This is a genomic window from Desulfosoma caldarium (genome assembly GCF_003751385.1).
GTDB classification, from domain to species: Bacteria; Desulfobacterota; Syntrophobacteria; order Syntrophobacterales; family DSM-9756; genus Desulfosoma; species Desulfosoma caldarium.
In genome coordinates this window covers 353,197-371,146 of sequence record NZ_RJVA01000012.1, presented here as the reverse complement: position 1 = coordinate 371,146, position 17,950 = coordinate 353,197, and the positions used below count along the sequence as shown (strand labels likewise).

The 17,950-nt window shown below is 55.6% G+C and carries 18 protein-coding genes; 13 read left to right on the top strand and 5 right to left on the bottom strand.

The features are described from left to right. Positions 1-5 precede the first annotated feature (5 nt). A complete protein-coding gene (cobO, locus tag EDC27_RS09880) occupies positions 6-530 on the top strand; it encodes a cob(I)yrinic acid a,c-diamide adenosyltransferase (protein ID WP_123290444.1) in 525 nt (174 codons plus the stop codon). 279 nt (positions 531-809) lie between these two features. Here the strand turns inward: cobO and EDC27_RS09875 are convergent, their stop codons facing one another. Next, positions 810-1,616 (bottom strand): MBL fold metallo-hydrolase, encoded by an 807-nt coding sequence (locus EDC27_RS09875; RefSeq protein ID WP_170161740.1) that lies wholly within the window; start codon positions 1,614-1,616, stop codon positions 810-812. Between the two features lie 100 nt (positions 1,617-1,716). Here EDC27_RS09875 and efp point away from each other — a divergent pair, with 100 nt between their 5' ends. Beyond that, entirely contained in the window at positions 1,717-2,295 is a 579-nt protein-coding gene (efp, locus tag EDC27_RS09870) for an elongation factor P (protein ID WP_123290442.1), read from the top strand. Continuing rightward, the gene (locus tag EDC27_RS09865) at positions 2,295-3,224 is read left to right on the top strand and encodes an amino acid--tRNA ligase-related protein (protein ID WP_123290441.1); all 930 of its coding nucleotides are present in this window, start codon (positions 2,295-2,297) and stop codon (positions 3,222-3,224) included. The genes efp and EDC27_RS09865 overlap by 1 nt, the downstream gene beginning before the upstream one ends. A gap of 10 nt (positions 3,225-3,234) precedes the next feature. On the opposite strand, the gene amrB is transcribed toward EDC27_RS09865, so the two are convergent. Further along, the gene (gene amrB, locus EDC27_RS09860; protein WP_123290440.1) at positions 3,235-4,542 is read right to left on the bottom strand and encodes an AmmeMemoRadiSam system protein B; all 1,308 of its coding nucleotides are present in this window, start codon (positions 4,540-4,542) and stop codon (positions 3,235-3,237) included. A gap of 102 nt (positions 4,543-4,644) precedes the next feature. On the opposite strand from amrB, the gene EDC27_RS09855 reads away from it, so the two are divergent. The 4 genes from EDC27_RS09855 (at position 4,645) to EDC27_RS09840 (ending at position 8,204) form a co-directional block, all read left to right on the top strand. Beyond that, positions 4,645-6,351, top strand: coding sequence for a tetratricopeptide repeat protein (locus EDC27_RS09855; RefSeq protein WP_170161739.1), 1,707 nt, complete (start codon positions 4,645-4,647; stop codon positions 6,349-6,351). A gap of 143 nt (positions 6,352-6,494) precedes the next feature. Continuing rightward, positions 6,495-7,151, top strand: coding sequence for a hypothetical protein (locus EDC27_RS09850; RefSeq protein ID WP_148045728.1), 657 nt, complete (start codon positions 6,495-6,497; stop codon positions 7,149-7,151). Between the two features lie 163 nt (positions 7,152-7,314). Then, positions 7,315-7,806: a Mut7-C RNAse domain-containing protein gene (locus tag EDC27_RS09845; protein ID WP_123290437.1), complete on the top strand. Its 492-nt coding sequence runs from the start codon at positions 7,315-7,317 to the stop codon at positions 7,804-7,806. After that, a complete protein-coding gene (locus EDC27_RS09840) occupies positions 7,803-8,204 on the top strand; it encodes a hypothetical protein (protein WP_123290436.1) in 402 nt (133 codons plus the stop codon). Before EDC27_RS09845 ends, EDC27_RS09840 begins: the two co-directional genes overlap by 4 nt. A gap of 66 nt (positions 8,205-8,270) precedes the next feature. Here the strand turns inward: EDC27_RS09840 and EDC27_RS09835 are convergent, their stop codons facing one another. The 3 genes from EDC27_RS09835 to fusA all read right to left on the bottom strand — a co-directional run bounded on the left by EDC27_RS09835 (position 8,271) and on the right by fusA (position 11,544). Next, positions 8,271-8,771 (bottom strand): MogA/MoaB family molybdenum cofactor biosynthesis protein, encoded by a 501-nt coding sequence (locus EDC27_RS09835; RefSeq protein WP_123290435.1) that lies wholly within the window; start codon positions 8,769-8,771, stop codon positions 8,271-8,273. Between the two features lie 17 nt (positions 8,772-8,788). Beyond that, positions 8,789-9,247 (bottom strand): hypothetical protein, encoded by a 459-nt coding sequence (locus tag EDC27_RS09830; RefSeq protein WP_123290434.1) that lies wholly within the window; start codon positions 9,245-9,247, stop codon positions 8,789-8,791. A gap of 209 nt (positions 9,248-9,456) precedes the next feature. After that, entirely contained in the window at positions 9,457-11,544 is a 2,088-nt protein-coding gene (gene fusA, locus EDC27_RS09825) for an elongation factor G (RefSeq protein ID WP_123290433.1), read from the bottom strand. A 349-nt stretch (positions 11,545-11,893) separates the two neighbouring features. Between fusA and EDC27_RS09820 the strand changes: the two genes are divergently transcribed. The 6 genes from EDC27_RS09820 to argF are packed head-to-tail and all read left to right on the top strand — an operon-like array spanning position 11,894 to position 17,896. Continuing rightward, positions 11,894-12,877: a tyrosine-type recombinase/integrase gene (locus EDC27_RS09820; RefSeq protein WP_170161738.1), complete on the top strand. Its 984-nt coding sequence runs from the start codon at positions 11,894-11,896 to the stop codon at positions 12,875-12,877. A gap of 24 nt (positions 12,878-12,901) precedes the next feature. Beyond that, positions 12,902-13,465 carry an ATP-dependent protease subunit HslV gene (gene hslV, locus EDC27_RS09815; protein WP_342778641.1) on the top strand — a complete coding sequence of 188 codons (564 nt, stop codon included), beginning with the start codon at positions 12,902-12,904 and terminating at the stop codon, positions 13,463-13,465. Positions 13,466-13,469: 4 nt separating this feature from the next. Next, a complete protein-coding gene (gene hslU / locus EDC27_RS09810; protein WP_123290431.1) occupies positions 13,470-14,846 on the top strand; it encodes an ATP-dependent protease ATPase subunit HslU in 1,377 nt (458 codons plus the stop codon). A gap of 34 nt (positions 14,847-14,880) precedes the next feature. Then, positions 14,881-15,792 (top strand): acetylglutamate kinase, encoded by a 912-nt coding sequence (gene argB / locus EDC27_RS09805; protein ID WP_123290430.1) that lies wholly within the window; start codon positions 14,881-14,883, stop codon positions 15,790-15,792. Next, on the top strand, positions 15,789-16,985 hold the full coding sequence (locus tag EDC27_RS09800; RefSeq protein WP_123290429.1) for an aspartate aminotransferase family protein: 1,197 nt from the start codon (positions 15,789-15,791) through the stop codon (positions 16,983-16,985). The genes argB and EDC27_RS09800 overlap by 4 nt, the downstream gene beginning before the upstream one ends. Then, positions 16,982-17,896 carry an ornithine carbamoyltransferase gene (gene argF / locus EDC27_RS09795; protein WP_123290428.1) on the top strand — a complete coding sequence of 305 codons (915 nt, stop codon included), beginning with the start codon at positions 16,982-16,984 and terminating at the stop codon, positions 17,894-17,896. Before EDC27_RS09800 ends, argF begins: the two co-directional genes overlap by 4 nt. Positions 17,897-17,950 lie beyond the last annotated feature (54 nt).

Genomic DNA, 17,950 nt, shown 5'->3' with positions numbered 1-17,950 from the left:
AGCCCATGGCGGGCCGCGGCCTGTTGATGGTTTTTACAGGAGATGGCAAGGGAAAAACCACGGCGGCTTTGGGCATGGCCCTGCGCGCTGCGGGCCATCACATGCGCGTCCTGGTTCTTCAGTTCATCAAGGGGGCGTGGCGGCCGGGAGAAAGAATCGCAGGGGAAGCTCTGCCCACCGTGGAATGGCTCACCTTGGGCAAAGGCTTCACGTGGCATTCCGCCTCCGCCGACGAAGACCGAACCTTGGCGTGCCAAGGTTGGGAAAAGGCCCTTGAGGCCCTCACCTCAGACCGCTACGACCTCATTATCCTTGACGAACTCAACGTGGTGCTTTCCCACGGACTGCTTGACGTCCGCGACGTCCTTCACGGTCTGCGTCAAAGGTCGCCTCGGTGCCATGTGGTCATCACGGGTCGGGGAGCCCCCGAGGAACTTTGCACCATAGCCGATTGTGTGACAGAAATGGTGCCCGTGAAACACCATTATGGAGAGCAAGGCATTAAGGCGCAAAAGGGTATCGAATTCTAACGTGCAGAAAATATCGCCTTAACGGCGTGTCCGCGTTGGCCGCGAAAAGCTCAACCCACCGGCGCCTCGGCACGGGCCCATGGGTCGTCGAAATCTATGTCCCGATGGATCCCATGGGCACCACACGGTAGGGAACGGAACGCAGGGGCGGGAACTTGTTCGAAAACGGCCCTGTGGGTTCATTTATCGAAGCGTCGTAAGGCTTGTGCCGTACCCAAAGAATCAACCGCAATCCAGACTTTCGGTAAACATTTTAGGTCTTTCCTTTTCGATGAGCCTTCACAGCGACACGATGTCACCCGATGCCGGGACCATGGCCTTCAGATCGTGGCACTGACCGACCGTTTCCACAATGTCCCGCCACTGCGCGCGGCGGACATCCCGCTGAATATGCACAAGAGCCAAACGGTGCACTCCGGCCGCTCGAGCCCAGTCCAGACACCCTTGAATGGTGCCGTGGCCGGGCATCAAATGGTCCCCGTTGAGCGCAAAGGCTTCGTGAACCGCCAGCGTACACCCTTGGGCCAAGGTTTGCGTCTCTGCCGTCGGACGACCGTCCCCGCTGTAAAAAAGGCTCCAGTCTCCCCCGTCAATGCGCACACTCAAATTCTTTTGTCCGTGCTCGGTCTGAGCAGCTCGCCACGTGATATCGTGCACATGAGCCGTGCCGCCCGCATCCAGGGCCACCTCGTGCAAAGCAAAGGTAAGCTTTTTGGCAAAGCCCGGGTAGGCGAGATCCATGGCGTCAAGAAGGCGTTGTAGGCCGCCGGGTTGACAAACCACGGTCAGAGGTTTGAGCCGCTTCATTTCCCAGAAACGAAGCAAAAGCAAGGGCATGCCGAAAAAATGGTCTCCGTGAAAGTGTGAGATCCACACGGCATCCAAAGTCTCGGGATCGGAGCACGCATGAAAATACCGGTGGGGCACGGAAAAGCCGCAGTCCAAAAGGATCTGAACGGATGTGGTAGGGTTATGAGCCGGCCGAGCCCTTAGCAGAAGGCTCGTGTTGGGCTGAGTCTCATCGCACGCTTCGCCCACCCCAAGAAACTCCACGGAAACTTTCACTTCTGTCGAGCTATTTTTCATGAAGCTGTACCTCCCTTCTTGACCAACCTTGCCCACGCTCTGTATGATGCACGGCCAACATAAGGTCAACAGAAAAGCTTTTGGAGAGAGGATAAACATCATGGGCGCCACATTGTCGGCAAGTGACCTGAGAAAGGGTGTGAAACTGGAAATTGACGGGGAACCTTATCTCATTGTGGACTTTGAATTTTCCAAACCAGGCAAGGGACAGGCCTTGTATCGGTGCCGGCTGCGCAACATGATTACGGGGGTCCAGTTTGACCGAACCTATCGGTCGGGGGACAAGTTTCTGGAGGCGGATTTGGAAGAACAAGAGATGGAATACCTGTACAGGGAAGGCAACCGATACCATTTTATGAACACTTCCAGTTATGAACAGGTGGAACTCACCGAAGAAGCCGTCGGCGACGCCAAGAATTTTTTGACGGAAAATCTTCACGTGGACATGCTCTTCTTTAAAGGATCGCCCATCGGCATTTCCCTGCCCAATTTCGTGGAACTGAGGGTGATCAAGTCGGACCCCGGAATCAAGGGGGATACGGCGTCAGGAGCCACCAAGCCGGCCACTCTGGAAACGGGCTACGAGATCCAGGTGCCTCTGTTCATTGAGGAAGGCGATGTGCTCAAGCTGGATACTCGAACGGGAACCTACGTGGAAAGGGTCAAGACATCCAACTGATGACCTCGCGAAACGCTCTTGCCGCCAAGCGCAGCCGATTGGCCCTGAGAAGCCGCATTCTTCACGGAATGCGGCACTTCTTTGTGGAACGCGGTTTTCTGGAAGTGCAGACCCCTGTTCGCACACCGGCTCCCGCTCCGGAAGATCACATCGACGCCATGCATTCCGAAGAATGGTACCTTCAGACCAGCCCGGAACTCTACATGAAACGACTCCTGGCGGCGGGCTACGACAAGATTTTCCAGATCTGCCCTGTGTTCCGAAAAGGGGAACGAGGACGACGGCACCACCCCGAATTCACGCTTTTAGAATGGTATCGGCGTGGGGAAGGAACTGAGGCGCTCATGCAGGATTGCCAGGAGCTTCTGCAGCATGTGTGTCGATTTGTGGACCGCTTTCCTCAGTTCTCTTATGCGGGCCAAGTCCTTTCCGTGTTTCCTCCTTGGGATCGCTGGACGGTGCGCACGGCCTTTCAAAAGTGGGCGGGTTGGGATCCCTTGACGGCCTATGAATCCAGCCGATTCAGCGAAGATTTGGTGACGCGCGTGGAACCCCATCTGGGTTTTCCTCGACCGGCTTTTCTCTGCGACTATCCGCCTCAGGAAGCCGCGTTGGCGCGCCTGTCCCCGCGTGGCGGCCTTCAGGTGGCCGACCGTTTTGAACTTTACTGGGCAGGTGTGGAACTGGCCAACGGTTTTTCCGAGCTAACGGATCGTGAAGAACAGGAGAGACGCTTTCGCGAAACCCTGGCTCGACGCCGCCAGGACGGTCGCAACGTGTACCCCTGGCCCCATCGTTTTTTGGAGAGCTTGGATTTTCTGGATGCCGCCGCAGGGATTGCCCTGGGCGTGGATCGGCTCGTCATGCTCTTGAGCGATGCACCGACATTGGACGATGTGGTGGCCTTTTCGCCGGACCACGAGCCTTAAAAAAGCCTTGTCATGGCGCTTTCGGCGAAGAAGCGATGAAAGCCATGGCAGCAAAGGTCACAAATGATCCCTGGGGATCCACGACGGCATGATCGTGGTGTAATACCCTGCCCTGTGCGCTGCCTTGAAGCACGCGACTGAGCACATAAAGCGGAGGCACACCGCAGACCTTGCGCCCATTGCCGTCGCGTAGAATCTGATCCATAAAGGCGTCGGGATTAGGCTCCCGCAAGGCTTCGAGAAGTTTTCGATCCTCCTCCATGTGTTCCTGTATGGTAAATCGATGGGGCACAAAATCATCGCCGTATCGTGGGCCGATGTGGGCTAGGTCCACACTGGCCAAAAACCCCACGGTTGTTTCCGCCTCCTCGGCTGCTTCGCGCAAGGCGTCACAGAACCGGTCGATGACCGGCTTTTTAAAGACCCAGTCCGCCACATCAAAAGAGCATAAAATCGGAACGATTCGAGCCTTGGGCTGAACGTGGGCAAGAAACACCGCCTGGAATTCGATGGTGTGCTCCCGGTTGTGAGCATATTCCCCGGCCAGAATGTCTTGAGGGGATCGGCGAACAATCTCAAGGGCCAGCCGCCGATCGCACGCCACGAGGCCCAATGGCGTCTCAAAATCCTTGAGCGTCATGGCGAAAGCGTTTTCGATGGGTTCATGGCCGGTCCCCAAAATGACCCAGACGTCCGGCGGTTTTATGTGGCCCACAACCCCATAGGCGCAACCGAAGGTCGTGGCGCCTGCACGCATGTCGATGTGTGGCGCCACCAAACCCACCAGGGCGGCGTGAGGTGAAACGGGAGCCGGGCAGTGGACGTCGTCAGGGTGGGCGGCGCTGAAAGGACCCTTGCGGTGTGAGGCGTCGATCGCCTCTTTGTCGATGTCCTGCACCAGGGGATGAGCCGCACGCAGCATGGAATCCAGGAAAGAACGAAGTTCTTGAGGTTCAGCGGGATAGCTCTTTGCCGCATGCCGCACGCGCCTTATGGGATCTTCTCGAAATCTCTTCCATTCTCTTTGCACATGCTCGGCAAAGCGCGCGTTGTCCAGCAGAAGGTTTTCATCGAGAATGCGAATCAGTTCTCGAATCTGGTCGCTGTGCACCAGTTGACCTGTGCGTCGCACTATAAAGGCTTGAATGTCTCGAACGGAATGCCGTCCGTCCATGAGCGCCAACACTGATGCGAATTCTGGTTGCAGCAGCACGGGCTTGTCATTGTAGCCAAGGCGATCCCTCAAAAGAATCAAGGATTGCCCGCCATGATGAACGGGAACGGCTTCCAAGCCTAACCGCAGTTTTGGGTATTCCATTAGACTGGCCTCAACGTTGACGGTCTCAATCAAATGTGATACGTCACAACGTCCATGACTCCCGAATCGTTGGATCTTTCACGCTTAAAGGACAAGATCCGCATGCGGCACGCACACCTCACATGCCTGGCGCTTATGGTTGCCGTCATTTTCAGTTCCTGCAGCATCACCGGTCTGCGAACGGGGCCTTCTGTTCCGGGCACCGTGCCAAAATTGCCCAAGTCCCCAGCCTATGCCGCTTATTTGTTAGCCCAATACTATCTTCGGGTCAATGAGCCGGAAGAAGCCATCAAGGCTTACCGGCAGGCTCTGGAATTCGACCCCGACAACCCCACCATTTTGACGGATTTGGCCGTTGTGTACGTGCGTCAAGGCAAGGTGCAAGAAGCGCTCAAGCTTGCGGAAAAAGCCGCTGAGGTGGATCCCTTTTACGAAAAGGCTTTTGTTCTCTTGGGGCGACTCTACGCCGGCACGGGCCACAACCTTAAGGCCATTAACGCTTATCGGCGCGTCATCGCCATCAATCCCCAAAACCCCGATGCCTACCTTCTCCTGGGAACTTTGTACGCGCAGGAAAACCGATTTCGGGAAGCCTTGGAAGCCTTGGAACACCTAAAGACGCTGCTTCCGGATAATCCTCTGGCCTATTACTACAAAGCGCGGGTTTTTCTGGACATGAAATTCTACGACCAGGCGGAAGCGGCCTATCAAGAAGCGCTGCAAATCAATCCTTTTTTCGATCGCGCCTTGTTGGATCTGGCCTACATTTACGAGGTGACCGAAAGGTTTTCAGAAGCCGAAGCAACTTACCTACGCCTTCTGAGCATCAATCCAGGACACAACCAAGCGCGCACCAAACTGAGCAACCTCTACATTCGTGAAAAGCTCTATGACAAGGCTCTTGAGCAGCTGCGTGTGCTGTCGCAGCAAAATAGCGAAGATCTGGAAAGCCGTCTCAAGATCGGCATTATTCATCTGCAACAACGCAAGTTTAAGGAAGCCATTTCCGACTTTCAGGCTCTTCTGAAAGATCGGCCACAATACGACCAGGCCCTTTACTACCTGGCTACGTCTTACGAGGAAAGGGGAGAACGGGCCGATTTGGAACAGGCGGTGGTAAACCTTCGGCTCATACCGCAAACCAGTCCCCTGTGGGAGCCGACCCAGATGCGTTTGGCCATCCTGTTCTCCAAGCTTAACGATCACAAATCGGGCATTGAGTGCTTGGAAAAGGCCCTGCGCGTCAAACCTCAGGTGGTCGATTTTTACCTCTACCTCGCCTATCTTTACGAGGAAACCAAAGACTTTGCTAAGGCTCTCGAAAGCCTAAACGCTGGGATCGGCGTTGGTGGAGAGACCGAGGTGCTGTTGTTTCGCAAGGGTATCGTCTTGGACCGCTTGAATCGAAAAGACGAAGCCCTGGAAGTTATGAAAAAAATTCTCACCTTGGACAAAGACCACGCCGGGGCTCTGAACTACATTGGCTACACCTACGCGGATCGAGGGGTTCGGCTGGACGAAGCCAAGGAGCTTATTGAACGTGCCCTGGCAAAAGAGCCTCAAGACGGCTACATCATGGACAGCTTGGCCTGGGTCCATTACCGCTTGGGTAACTATACAAAGGCCCTTGAGGTGATTCGCAAGGCCTTGGAACTGGTTCCGGACGATCCGATCATTTTGGAGCACTACGGGGATATTCTTAAGGCTCTGGAGCGACTGCAGGAAGCACGGCAGGCTTATGAAAAAGCCTTGGAAAAGGGGCATGAAAATCCGGACCTCATTCAGCAAAAAATACAGCAAATTCGATGAAACCATTGGCTCTCGTTTCTATCGCGGTGCGCTTGTGTGCCGTGGCTGTCATTTTGTTCGCCTGCGCCGCGCCGCGCCCTTCGGTCACGGAGAGTAGGCGTCCGCCTGCCGCCTGGCACCCGAACACATGGAAACAGTCATTGATGGCGCGCCACGAAGCGTGGCAACAGTTTGAAGCCGGCTATAAGGCCCGATGGACGGATTCGTTGGAAAGGGTCTGGCGCGCAAGAGTTTTGGTCATCGCCTCCTTGCCCGACCGTCTTCGCCTCGAAATTCTGACTGGCTTGGGTCAGGTTCAAGGGCTCTTTGTCTTTGATGGCACCCGGGCCACCTTGTGGATCGTCCCTGAAAGGGTTGTGTACACGTCAGTTCGCCAGGGCGTTCTTTTGGAACAGCTTCTAGGTCTTCGCCTTCCTGGAACGGAACTGGCCCCTACCCTTTTGGGCCTACCTTCCCTAGATAAGCTTGACGGGGTCGTGGTACGAAGACTTCAGGATGGTACGGTGGTCTTGGATTCAGGACATGGGAAACCGGAGCCCTTAAGACACATTCATCTTTGTGAGGACCAGGAACGCCTCTGTTGCATGGATTTTTCGGACGCCGGGGCGCCTCTTTCTGTGCTTTTTCAGTACGGGGCGAAAGGGCCTGATCGGGACATTCCCACGTCCTTGACCTTTCACAGTGCAACGGGCATGGTGGAGCTCACACGAACATTTTTTCGGCAGCCTGCCCGTGTGGCACCGGAAACTTTTGAAGTTCCTTTGCCTGAAGGCGACGTGCAGGTCGTGGAAGTTCCCTGATCAAGACATGCAGGACCCCAGGGTGCGGCACACGCCTTAGCTTCTCATGGCCCTTGGGGTGTTTCCACAAAAACAGAGCCAGGCGCTTCATGGAGGAATGCGCCTTTTAAATCCGTGATTGCTCAAATGATCGGCTAGTCCAGGTTACCAAAGGTAGGGTCTTATGGAAACTCGGGCACGGTTTTTTGTTGATCGCATGCTGGGAAAGGTGGCAAAGTATTTACGAATCCTTGGCTACGACGCGTGCTACGGGTCCATTGAAACGACCTCACAGGTTCAGGCCTTGCGGAAGGAAGGCTACATCGTCATCACAGGTAACACGCGATGGCGTCATGTGCCGGGCGTTTTTTATTGTGAAGCCACACGGTGGCATGAACAGTGCCAAAAACTGGTGAACGCCGGCCTTGTTCGCCTGGAAGAGATAGACCCTTTTAGTCGATGCCTTCGATGCAATCGAGCTTTGGAGGACGTGGCCAGAGAAGAAGTCGCGGGGCGTGTTCCTGAGTTCGTCTACGCCACGGCGCCCTCTTTTAGCCGTTGCCCCGTGTGTGGGCGCGTGTACTGGCCGGGTTCGCATTTGGACAAAATGACCGAGAACTTTCAACAGATAATGGGTTGGAACCTGGAGGATGCGGGAAAAAGGAGGAAAGCATGAGTGGAGTGATCCAAAGTGTCATCGCCATCCTGACGAAAATGGGCTATTGGGTCTTGGAATACGCAACCGTCGTGTATCTATGGGTGATGAAAGTTTTGAAAACCCAAATGAAGCGACGTGCCGTGAACAAGACGCAGAAAAACCTCAACAAAGCTTACAGCGGGTTGGGTTCCGTGGTCTACGCCATGCTCAAGGAAGGCCAGCAATCCATGAGCTCCGATCCGGCCGTCATGACACAAATGCGCAATGTGGAAGAAGCGGAGGCTCGAGTGAAAAAAATCGATGAAGAGCTGCGCGAAATCTGCGACGAATTTGAAGCCAAGAAGAAGACCGTTCGAGAAACCTATGCGGCCAAGAGAAGCCAAGTGGGGGCGGCCGAAGGACAGGTCGAAGAATAGCTCGCTCTGGAAAAGCTTGTGAGAGTTTCCGAAAAAGGACGTGCTTGTGCGCGTCCTTTTCTTTTTTTACCCCCCGCAGTCAGCGGTATCTCCCTGAATTTTGGCCAGGGCATGAGGCAAGGCTGGCAGAATGGCTTCGAGGTTTTCAAGACATCCTTTGACGCTTCCCGGAAGATTGACAATGAGGCTTTGGCCTCGAATGCCCACTACGGCTCGGGAGAGCATGGCATGGGGTGTTTTTTTGAGGCTTTCCAGGCGCATGGCTTCCGCCATGCCTGGAATAAGCCGATCACAGAAAGCGGCCGTCACGTCCGGCGTGACGTCTCTTGGGGACACGCCTGTTCCCCCCGTGGTAATCACCAGGGCCACCCCGCGGCGATCTACGGCTTCCCGCAGCGCCTCCTCAATGGCCCTTGGCTCATCCGGCACCACGGCTCGCCACATTCCGGTAAAGCCTTCCCGATGCAGCCTTTCCCAAAGCGAAGCCCCGGCAAGATCCTCGCGTTCACCTCGACTTCCCTTGTCACTGACCGTAATGACAGCCAGTGTCCGACGGCAGGAAGACACAGTTCCCCCTTTCCTTTTCACTTTTGACCTCGTTCCAACTGACGCCGGGCAGCGTGCACAATAACACTGGATACCGATTTGCTCTTGGCAAGGATTTTCAAATCCTGAGGAATCAACGTGGAAACCAGCTTGAGGGCAATGCCGACGGGGGTTTTAGGATTTTTCACCAAAGCCAGGCGCACCGGGTACAGTTTGGACCATTCGCGGGTTTCAGCTATCTTGCGCAAGGCCTCGTCACTGATATTTCTCGAATTGGCAATCCCCACAATCTCCGAAGGCGTGATCTTGGGATTGTCTAAAACCGCCATCTGCACGGTGCGGTTGGGATCCTGCATGAGCAGGGTGCGCGCTTCCTTGTTGCCGATAAGGGCCAGTTTGATGCGCTCGGAAACGGTCAATTTCTGGATTTTCATGGCCAGAGGAACCCGAGAATCCTCCTGGGGTTCACCGGTCAATGTCTTGCGCTCCTCGCTCATGCCCGCTCCCCATCTCAATCACAGTGCCCAGGGCGCCGCCAACTCATAAGGCGTCAAAGGGTCTCGGTATTCCCGAGCTCCTTCAGCCCCCTTAGTCTTTATACACGGGCCGCACGGGTCAGGAAAGGCCGGTTTGGACGCCCGAGAAAAAGAAAAGCGGAACCCCCCGTGGAGGTTCCGCTGTCATGGAACAGGAAAGAAAGGGTCGCCTATCCCTTTTCGGCTTTCTCAGCCTTGGCCGCATCAATAATTTTTTCCTGAAGCTGTGCCGGCACTTCTTCGTAATGGGAAAACTTCATGGTGAACATGCCACGGCCAGCCGTCATGGATCGTAGATCCGGCGCGTATTTCAGCATTTCCGCCAGAGGCACCTGGGCTCGAACGATCTGTTTGCTCCCCTGGCTGTCCATTCCCAACACCTTACCACGCCGAGAGTTAAGGTCTCCGATGACGTCACCCAGGCAATCGTCCGGAATGACCACTTCCAACTGCATAATGGGCTCCAACAAGGTGGGCTTGGCGTCGGCAACCGCTTTCTTGAAGGCCATGGATCCGGCGATCTTGAAGGCCATTTCGGAAGAATCCACGGCGTGGTAAGAGCCGTCCACCAGATCCACTTTGAAGTCCACGACGGGATAGCCCGCCAGCACGCCTTCCTGAGCGGCTTCCACTATACCCTTCTCCACGGCGGGAATGTATTGCCGGGGAATGACGCCACCCACGATCTTGTCCACAAACTGAAAACCTTCGCCACGAGGCAGAGGTTCCATCTCGATCCAGCAATCGCCGTACTGACCGCGTCCTCCGGTTTGTTTCTTGTACTTGCCTTGTACTCGGGCCTTACCTTTAATGGTTTCCTTGTAAGGAACTTTAGGAAGCCTGAGGTTGACTTCGACGCCAAACTTGCGTTTGAGCTTATCGATGGTGGCTTCGATGTGGATTTCTCCCATGCCGGAAAGGATCATTTCCTTGGTCTCATCGTTGCGTTCCATTTTGAGGGCCAAGTCCTCTTCCATGAGTCGGGCCAAAGAGCTGAAAATCTTATCTTCGTCGCCTTTGCTTTTGGGTTCTATGGCCAAGGAATAGACTGCGGCGGGCAGTTCGGGGAACGAAAAGACCACGGGATTTTTCTCGTCGCAGAGGGTATCTCCCGTTGTGGTTTCCTTGAGCTTGGCAACGGCCACGATGTCGCCGGGGCCCGCTTCAGGAATGCCTTCCTGAGCCTTTCCTTTGATGCGCAGTAGTTGCCCGTAACGTTCTTTGGACTTTTTCGTGCTGTTGAAGACGGTGGCATCCGGCTTCATGGTGCCGGAAAAGATGCGCACCACCGATAGGCGCCCCGCATAGGGGTCGCTGATGGTCTTGATGACCACGCCGGAGAAGGGCGCGGCAGGGTCCGGTTCTCGCACCTCTTCGCTTGTACCGTCCAAGGCCATGCCTTTTCTGGAACCGCGATCCAAGGGGGAAGGAAAACAGTCCACAATGATGTCCAGAACCTGGGCCGTGCCCACATTGGCGGTGCCGGAACCACACGCGATGGGAATCAAGCGCCCGGCCAGGACGGCCCCGCGCAAGCCTCCCACAATTTCTTCCTGGGTCAATTCTTGGCCTTCCAGGTATTTTTCAAGCAGGTCATCGTTGGCTTCGCACACGTTTTCCACAAGCAATTCTTTATACTGAGCCGCTAACTTCAGGGCGTCCGCAGGCGCTTCTTTCACCTCGAACTTGCCGGACTCTCCGTGAAGGTAAAGAAAGGCTTTGCCGGTGAGCACATCCACGACACCTTGAAAGTTTTCGGCACTGCCCACGGGCACCGTCAACGGCACACACTGAGAACCCAATTGCTGGCGAATGTTCTCCACCGTCTTGACAAAATCGGCCCGATCTCGATCCATCTTGCTGATAAAAACCATGCGAGGTAGGTTCAGCTCTTCGGCAAATTCCCAGACCTTTTCCGTCTGCACCTTCACGCCGTCGATGGCATCGACGACCACCAAGGCCGCATCCGCACCCTGTAGAGAACTCTTAGTTTCCGCAATGAAATTGAAATCACCGGGCGTGTCGATGACGGTACAAGAATGCTTTTTCCAGGCAAAAGTGTAAAAGGCTGTGCTGATGGTGATCTTGCGGCTCACTTCTTCGGGCTCGAAATCCATGACCGAGGTGTTGTCATCCACCTTGCCCAGACGTGTGGTCGCGCCTGTCGTAAAGAGCATGGCCTCAGCCAAGGAGGTCTTTCCCGCGCCGCCGTGGGAAACGATGGCAAACGTTCGAACCTTGTCTACAGATTCGCTCATGGGTCATTCCTTTCTGCGCCTGTGCCCCGTGTCGTGATCGGGACGATTCCTTCGAATGCCTTCCCAAAAACCGAAAAAACGGCGATGCACCGGCCGAATCCGAACCGTTACGGGGGGTGTGGCGAGAACGGTCAGTGTCGCCGCGGACTTTACGAGGAAAAGCACAAGTGTCGTTCTTAGATGATGCGAACGAGAAAAGTCAAGAACAATCCCGGGTTGGCTTGGAGGTGCCATGGCGTAAGGATTTTCCGTAACGACCCAAGAAAAGTCTTTCTCTTCCGTCGGTTTTCTGATTTTTTATAGCCTTTCAGCAACATGTTCTATGTGGGCGGACGGTGGGAGTTGGACCATGAGTCACGGGACGTTGTCCTTGCTGCACCAGGTCTTTCAAAGCCTTGAAGGCCCGGCTGTCACGGCACTCAGGAATTTTTTGGACTTTCTGCGCTTTCATAGGACCCTAAGCCCGGCGACAGTGCAAAGCTACGGGGCCGATTTGGCTCAGTGGTATCTTTTTCTTCAAAGCGTCTTGGGCCGATCGTACTTGGGCCTGGAAGACTTGTCGGAGGCGAACCTGCGCCGATTCGTCCTTCATAGGCATCCACGGCTGGCCAAAAGCAGCCAAGCGCGAGCCCTGGCCACCTACCGGTCCTTTTTTCGATTCCTTCAGGAAAGACACGAACTGGCGCACAACCCCGGCCGATTTTTGCGTTCACCCAAGATCAGGGTGACATTGCCGGCCTTCCTGGATGTGGACGACACTTTGGCCTTTCTCAATGATTTGCAAAAGAAAGCGCAAGCTCCCTCGGCCCCTTGGACCACCGCGCGGGACTGGGCGCTTTTTGAAACCCTGTATGCTACCGGGCTGCGCGTCGGTGAACTGGTGCGCCTCAACCACGACCATCTGGACAGACAAGAAGGCATCGTGCGCGCCGTGGGCAAAGGATCTAAGGAGCGCGTCGTTCCCATAGGATCCAAGGCCTTGGAAGCCATTGGTCGATACCTTGAAGCTTTTCGCGGCCAGTGGCGAGGGCCGTATGATCCCAAAGCCGTGTTCCTCAATGCTCGAGGGGGCCGACTGTCGGATCGTTCGGTGCGGCGCCTGATGAGGCAAAGGCTGCGCGATGCCGGTCAATGGCGGCCTTTGAGCCCTCACGGGCTTCGCCACAGTTTTGCCACGCATTTGTTGAGTTCCGGGGCAGATCTTCGAAGTATTCAGGAGATGCTGGGGCATGCCAGGCTTTCCACCACCCAGCGCTACACGAAGGTTGATGTGGATCAGATCATGCGTGTTTATGAGGACGCCCATCCACGAAGTCGCAAGAGCCCGTCCTAGAGCTGGACGCAGGAAAGGAGAATCATGCTCGCCATGCCATTGGCCCACAGTCCAAGGACCCACCTCCACGGAACCACCGTTTTGGCTATTCATCGAGAGGGGCACGTGGTCATGGCCGGAGACGGCCAGGTGACCTTTGGGGATACCGTTATGAAGCAGCAGGCGCGTAAGGTGCGCAAAATGTATCACGATCAGATTCTCGCCGGGTTTGCCGGTGCCACGGCCGATGCTTTTACCCTTTTTGAGCGGCTGGAAACCAAGCTTGAGCAGTATAACGGCAATTTGAAAAGGGCCGCCGTGGAACTGGCCAAGGATTGGCGCATGGATCGTGCGCTGCGGCGCTTGGAAGCCCTCCTTATCGCCGCCGATCGCCAACAGTGCCTGATCCTAAGCGGCACGGGCGATGTCATTGAACCCGACGACGGGCTTGCCGCTGTGGGTTCCGGTGGGCCATACGCATTGGCGGCGGCGCGAGCCCTTTTGGCCCACACAAGCCTTCCCCTGCGCGTGGTGGCCGAAGAGGCCATGAAGGTGGCCGCCCAGTTGTGTATCTATACCAACCAGTCCTTCACCATAGAGGAGTTGTGACCCCATGCAGCAGCCCCTGACACCTGCCGAGATTGTGCGAGAATTGGATAAATTCGTTATCGGCCAAAAAGAGGCCAAGCGCATGGTGGCCATTGCCTTGAGAAACCGATGGCGCCGCCAGCAGGTGCCCGAACACCTACGGGATGAAATTGCTCCCAAAAACATCATCATGATTGGGCCGACGGGCGTGGGAAAGACGGAAATTGCGCGGCGTCTGGCCCGTCTGGCCCAGTCCCCTTTTCTCAAGGTGGAAGCCAGTAAATTCACCGAAGTGGGCTATGTGGGCCGTGATGTGGAATCGATGATTCGCGATTTGGCAGATCTTGCGGTCAACATGGTGCGATCGGAAGAGATGGAAGCCGTTCGCCTCAAGGCGGAGGAGCTGGCGGAAGAAAGGCTTCTGGATATTCTTCTTCCACGTTCGCGGCGCAGTGCGGCTGGGTCCGGTCGAGCCCACGAGTCGAGTGACGCCAAGACGGCTCTGGAAGAAACACAACAGGCTGATGCGACCCGGGAAAAGCTTCGAAGACTCCTGCGTCAAGGGGCTCTGGATGATCGCTACGTGGAATTGGAAGTGGAAGATCGGTCCGTGCCGGTTTTTGACTTTTTCGCCAGCGCCGGCATGGAAGAGATGGACTACAACCTTCGAGAGATGCTCAGTTCCATGCTTCCCAGGCGCACCAAGCGCCGCAAGGTAAAGATTCCCGAAGCTCGACAGATTCTGATGGAGCAGGAATCGCAGCGACTCATTGACATGGACAAGGTCATACGCCAAGCCATCGAACGGGTGGAGCATTCCGGCATTATCTTTATCGACGAGATTGATAAGATCGCCGGGCGCGAAGGCACCCACGGGCCCGATGTGTCCCGAGAAGGCGTGCAACGGGACCTTTTGCCCATAGTGGAGGGATCCACCGTCACCACCAAGTATGGCATGGTGCGCACGGATCATATTCTCTTCATTGCCAGCGGCGCCTTTCACATGGCCAAACCTTCGGAACTCATTCCCGAACTCCAAGGGCGCTTTCCCATTCGCGTGGAACTGCAATCCCTGACCAAAGAAGACTTTGTCCGGATTCTTAAAGAACCAGAAAATGCCCTGATCACCCAGTACATTGCCCTTCTGGCCACAGAAGGCGTCACCCTGGTCTTTGAGGAGGCGGCCATAGAAGAAATTGCCGAAATCGCCTACCAGGTGAACACGCGCACGGAAAATATCGGTGCACGAAGGCTGCACACCATCATGGAAAAGTTGTTGTCCGACATTTCCTTTCATGCGCCCGACCTCAAAGGCCAAACCCTAACCATCACGCGAGACTACGTGAGGCAAACCTTGGAAGACATCGTTAAAGACGAAGACTTAAGCCGCTACATTCTTTAAGTCCCTTGTCGGGATGAGGAGGAAGACTGCCGTGATGCGAGATGCCGCCGCGTTACTCATCGAGGCTTTGCCCTATATTCGCCAGTATTCTGGAAAGACGGTGGTCATTAAGTACGGAGGCCACGCCATGAAGGACGAAGCCCTAAAAGACAGCTTCGCCCAAGACGTGGTGCTCATGAAGTACATCGGCATTCACCCCGTGGTGGTGCATGGCGGAGGACCTCAGATCGGCCGGATGCTAGACCGCGTCGGCAAGAAGTCGGATTTTCGGGAAGGCATGCGCGTCACCGACGAAGAAACCATGGATGTGGTGGAGATGGTCCTGGCCGGAAAGGTGAACAAGGAAATTGTGGCCCTCATCAATCGTCACGGTGGCCGCGCCATTGGGTTGAGCGGCAAGGACGGGATGCTCATTGAAGCCCGCAAGATGCATCTTTTCAAATATCTCGGAGACGATCAGCCTCCGGAAATTATTGACATCGGCTTGGTGGGGGAAGTGGAACGAGTCAATGTGGAAATTCTTGAAGTGCTGGAAAAGAGTCATGTCGTTCCGGTGATTGCGCCCGTGGGGGTGGGAAAGTCCGGAGAAACTTACAACATCAACGCAGACCTGGTGGCCGGAAAAGTGGCGGCCGCTCTAGATGCCGAAAAACTGGTGCTGATGACCGATGTCCCTGGAGTGCTCAACGCCGCCGGCGACCTCATTTCCAGCCTCACCGTGGCCGAGGCGGCGGAACTCATTCAGGACGAAGTCCTCAAAGGGGGCATGATTCCCAAAGTGCAGTGCGCCATGGATGCCGTTCAAGGGGGAGTGAAAAAGGTGGCCATTCTTGACGGACGCATTCCCCATGCCGTGCTTTTGGAACTGTTCACCGACTCGGGCATCGGCACCGAAATCGTTCCTTCGCGACCCTCCAGAAGATTCAAAGAAAGGAAGCGCTCATGACACAACCCGTGATGGATTTGTGCGATCAAGTGATCTGTTCCACATATGCCCGCTACCCTGTGGTGCTGGAAAGGGGCCAAGGCAGCCGACTGTGGGATGCGTACGGGAAAGAATACGTTGACTTTGTGGCCGGCATTGCCGTGTGCAACCTGGGCCATTGTCATCCCGAGGTGACGGAGGTCATCTGCCGCCAAGCTCAGACCTTGGTGCACGTGTCCAATTTATACTACACACGCCCTCAAGTGGCTCTGGCCGACGCCCTGCGGCGCCATTCCTTTGCGGATCGCGTCTTCTTTGCCAACAGTGGTGCAGAAGCCAACGAAGCTGCTATCAAGCTGGCTCGAAAATACAGCCGGGACAAATACGGCCCGGGACGTTTTCATGTGATTACCATGGAAAATTCCTTTCATGGCCGTACCCTGGCCACCTTGTCGGCCACAGGTCAGGAAAAGGTCCAAAAGGGTTTTGAACCCCTAGTGGAAGGGTTTCTTTTTGTGCCCTATAACGACATCGAGGCCGTCCGCCGCGCCATGTCGTCTGAGGTGTGTGCCGTTTTGGTGGAACCCATTCAGGGGGAAGGCGGCGTACGAGTGGGGGATGCTGGGTATTTTCAGGAGCTTCGAGCACTGTGCACAGAGCGGGATGTTCTGTTAATTTTTGACGAGGTCCAGGTGGGCATGGGACGCACGGGAACCCTTTTTGCCTATGAACAGCTTGATGTCACCCCGGATGTCATGACCTTGGCAAAAGCCTTGGGAAACGGACTGCCCATTGGGGCCATGCTGGCCACGGAACAGGCCGCTCAAGCCTTTACCCTGGGAAGCCATGCCAGCACCTTTGGCGGCACGCCGCTGGTGACCGCTGCGGCCGGGAAGGTTTTGGAGCTTCTTTCGCAACCGTCCTTTCTCGCTTCCGTGCGAGAAAAGGGGCAATATTTTCTGGAAAGGCTTCGCGATCTTCAATCACGGCATGCGGAAAAGGTTCGAGACGTTCGTGGAAGAGGCCTCATCGTGGGTATGGAACTGGCCGGTCCTGGAAAGGCCATCGTGGATCAATGCCTCAGCAAAGGATTTCTCATCAACTGCACGCATGAAACGGTGCTGCGTTTTGTGCCGCCTCTCGTCATTGGCAAGGACGACATTGACCGGCTCATCGACGTCCTGGACGGCGTGCTCAAGGAGTGGACGCCATGAAAAGAGACTTTCTTAGCCTGTGGGATGTAACGCGAGAGGAAATTTTCTTCCTCATCGATCAAGCCCTTCAACTGAAACGGGACTGGTTACAAGGGACCGTCAAGCCTTTGTTGCGCCAGAAAACCTTGGGGCTTCTTTTTACCAAGCCGTCCACGAGAACGCGTGTGTCCTTTGAAGGGGCCATGCATCGCCTGGGAGGGTCCTGTACCTTTCTGAGCGTTCAGGATACCCAACTTGCACGGTCTGAACCCCTCACCGACACGGCGAGGGTTTTGTCCCGCTACATCGATGCCTTGGTGGTGCGCACCTACGACCACCAGGATGTGGTCACCTTGGCGCAGTACGCCTCCATTCCCGTCATCAACGGATTGACGGATCTGTGTCATCCTTGCCAGGTCCTGAGCGATCTCATGACGGTGATGGAAAAGAAAAAGCGGCTGGACAATGTGGTGGTGGCTTGGATTGGGGACGGCAACAATATGGCCCATTCCTGGATCAACGCGTCGGCTCGCTTAGGTTTTCGACTGAACATTTCATGCCCGGATGGCTACTGGCCGTCAGCTTGGGTGCTGGAGCGGGCCCGTCAGGAAGGCATTGCCGACATTGGCCTTTACGAAGATCCTGTGGAGGCTGTTAAGGACGCTGTGGTGATCAATACGGACGTGTGGGCCAGCATGGGGCAGGAACACGAGGCGGAAAAGCGCAGGAAAGCCTTTTGGCCGTTTCAGTTGAACGCGCGGCTTTTGGCCAAGGCGCCCAAGGAGGCCATTGTTCTTCATTGTCTTCCCGCCCATCGTGGCGAAGAAATCACGGAAGATGTTCTGGAAGGGCCTCAGTCCGTCGTCTTTGATCAGGCCGAAAACCGCTTGCATGCGCAGGCGGCGCTGCTTCAATGGCTTCTGTCGTCGTAGTATCTCTTGTCAAAATGCGCGATTTTTCGGTATGTAGGACGTCGCTTGGCGGTT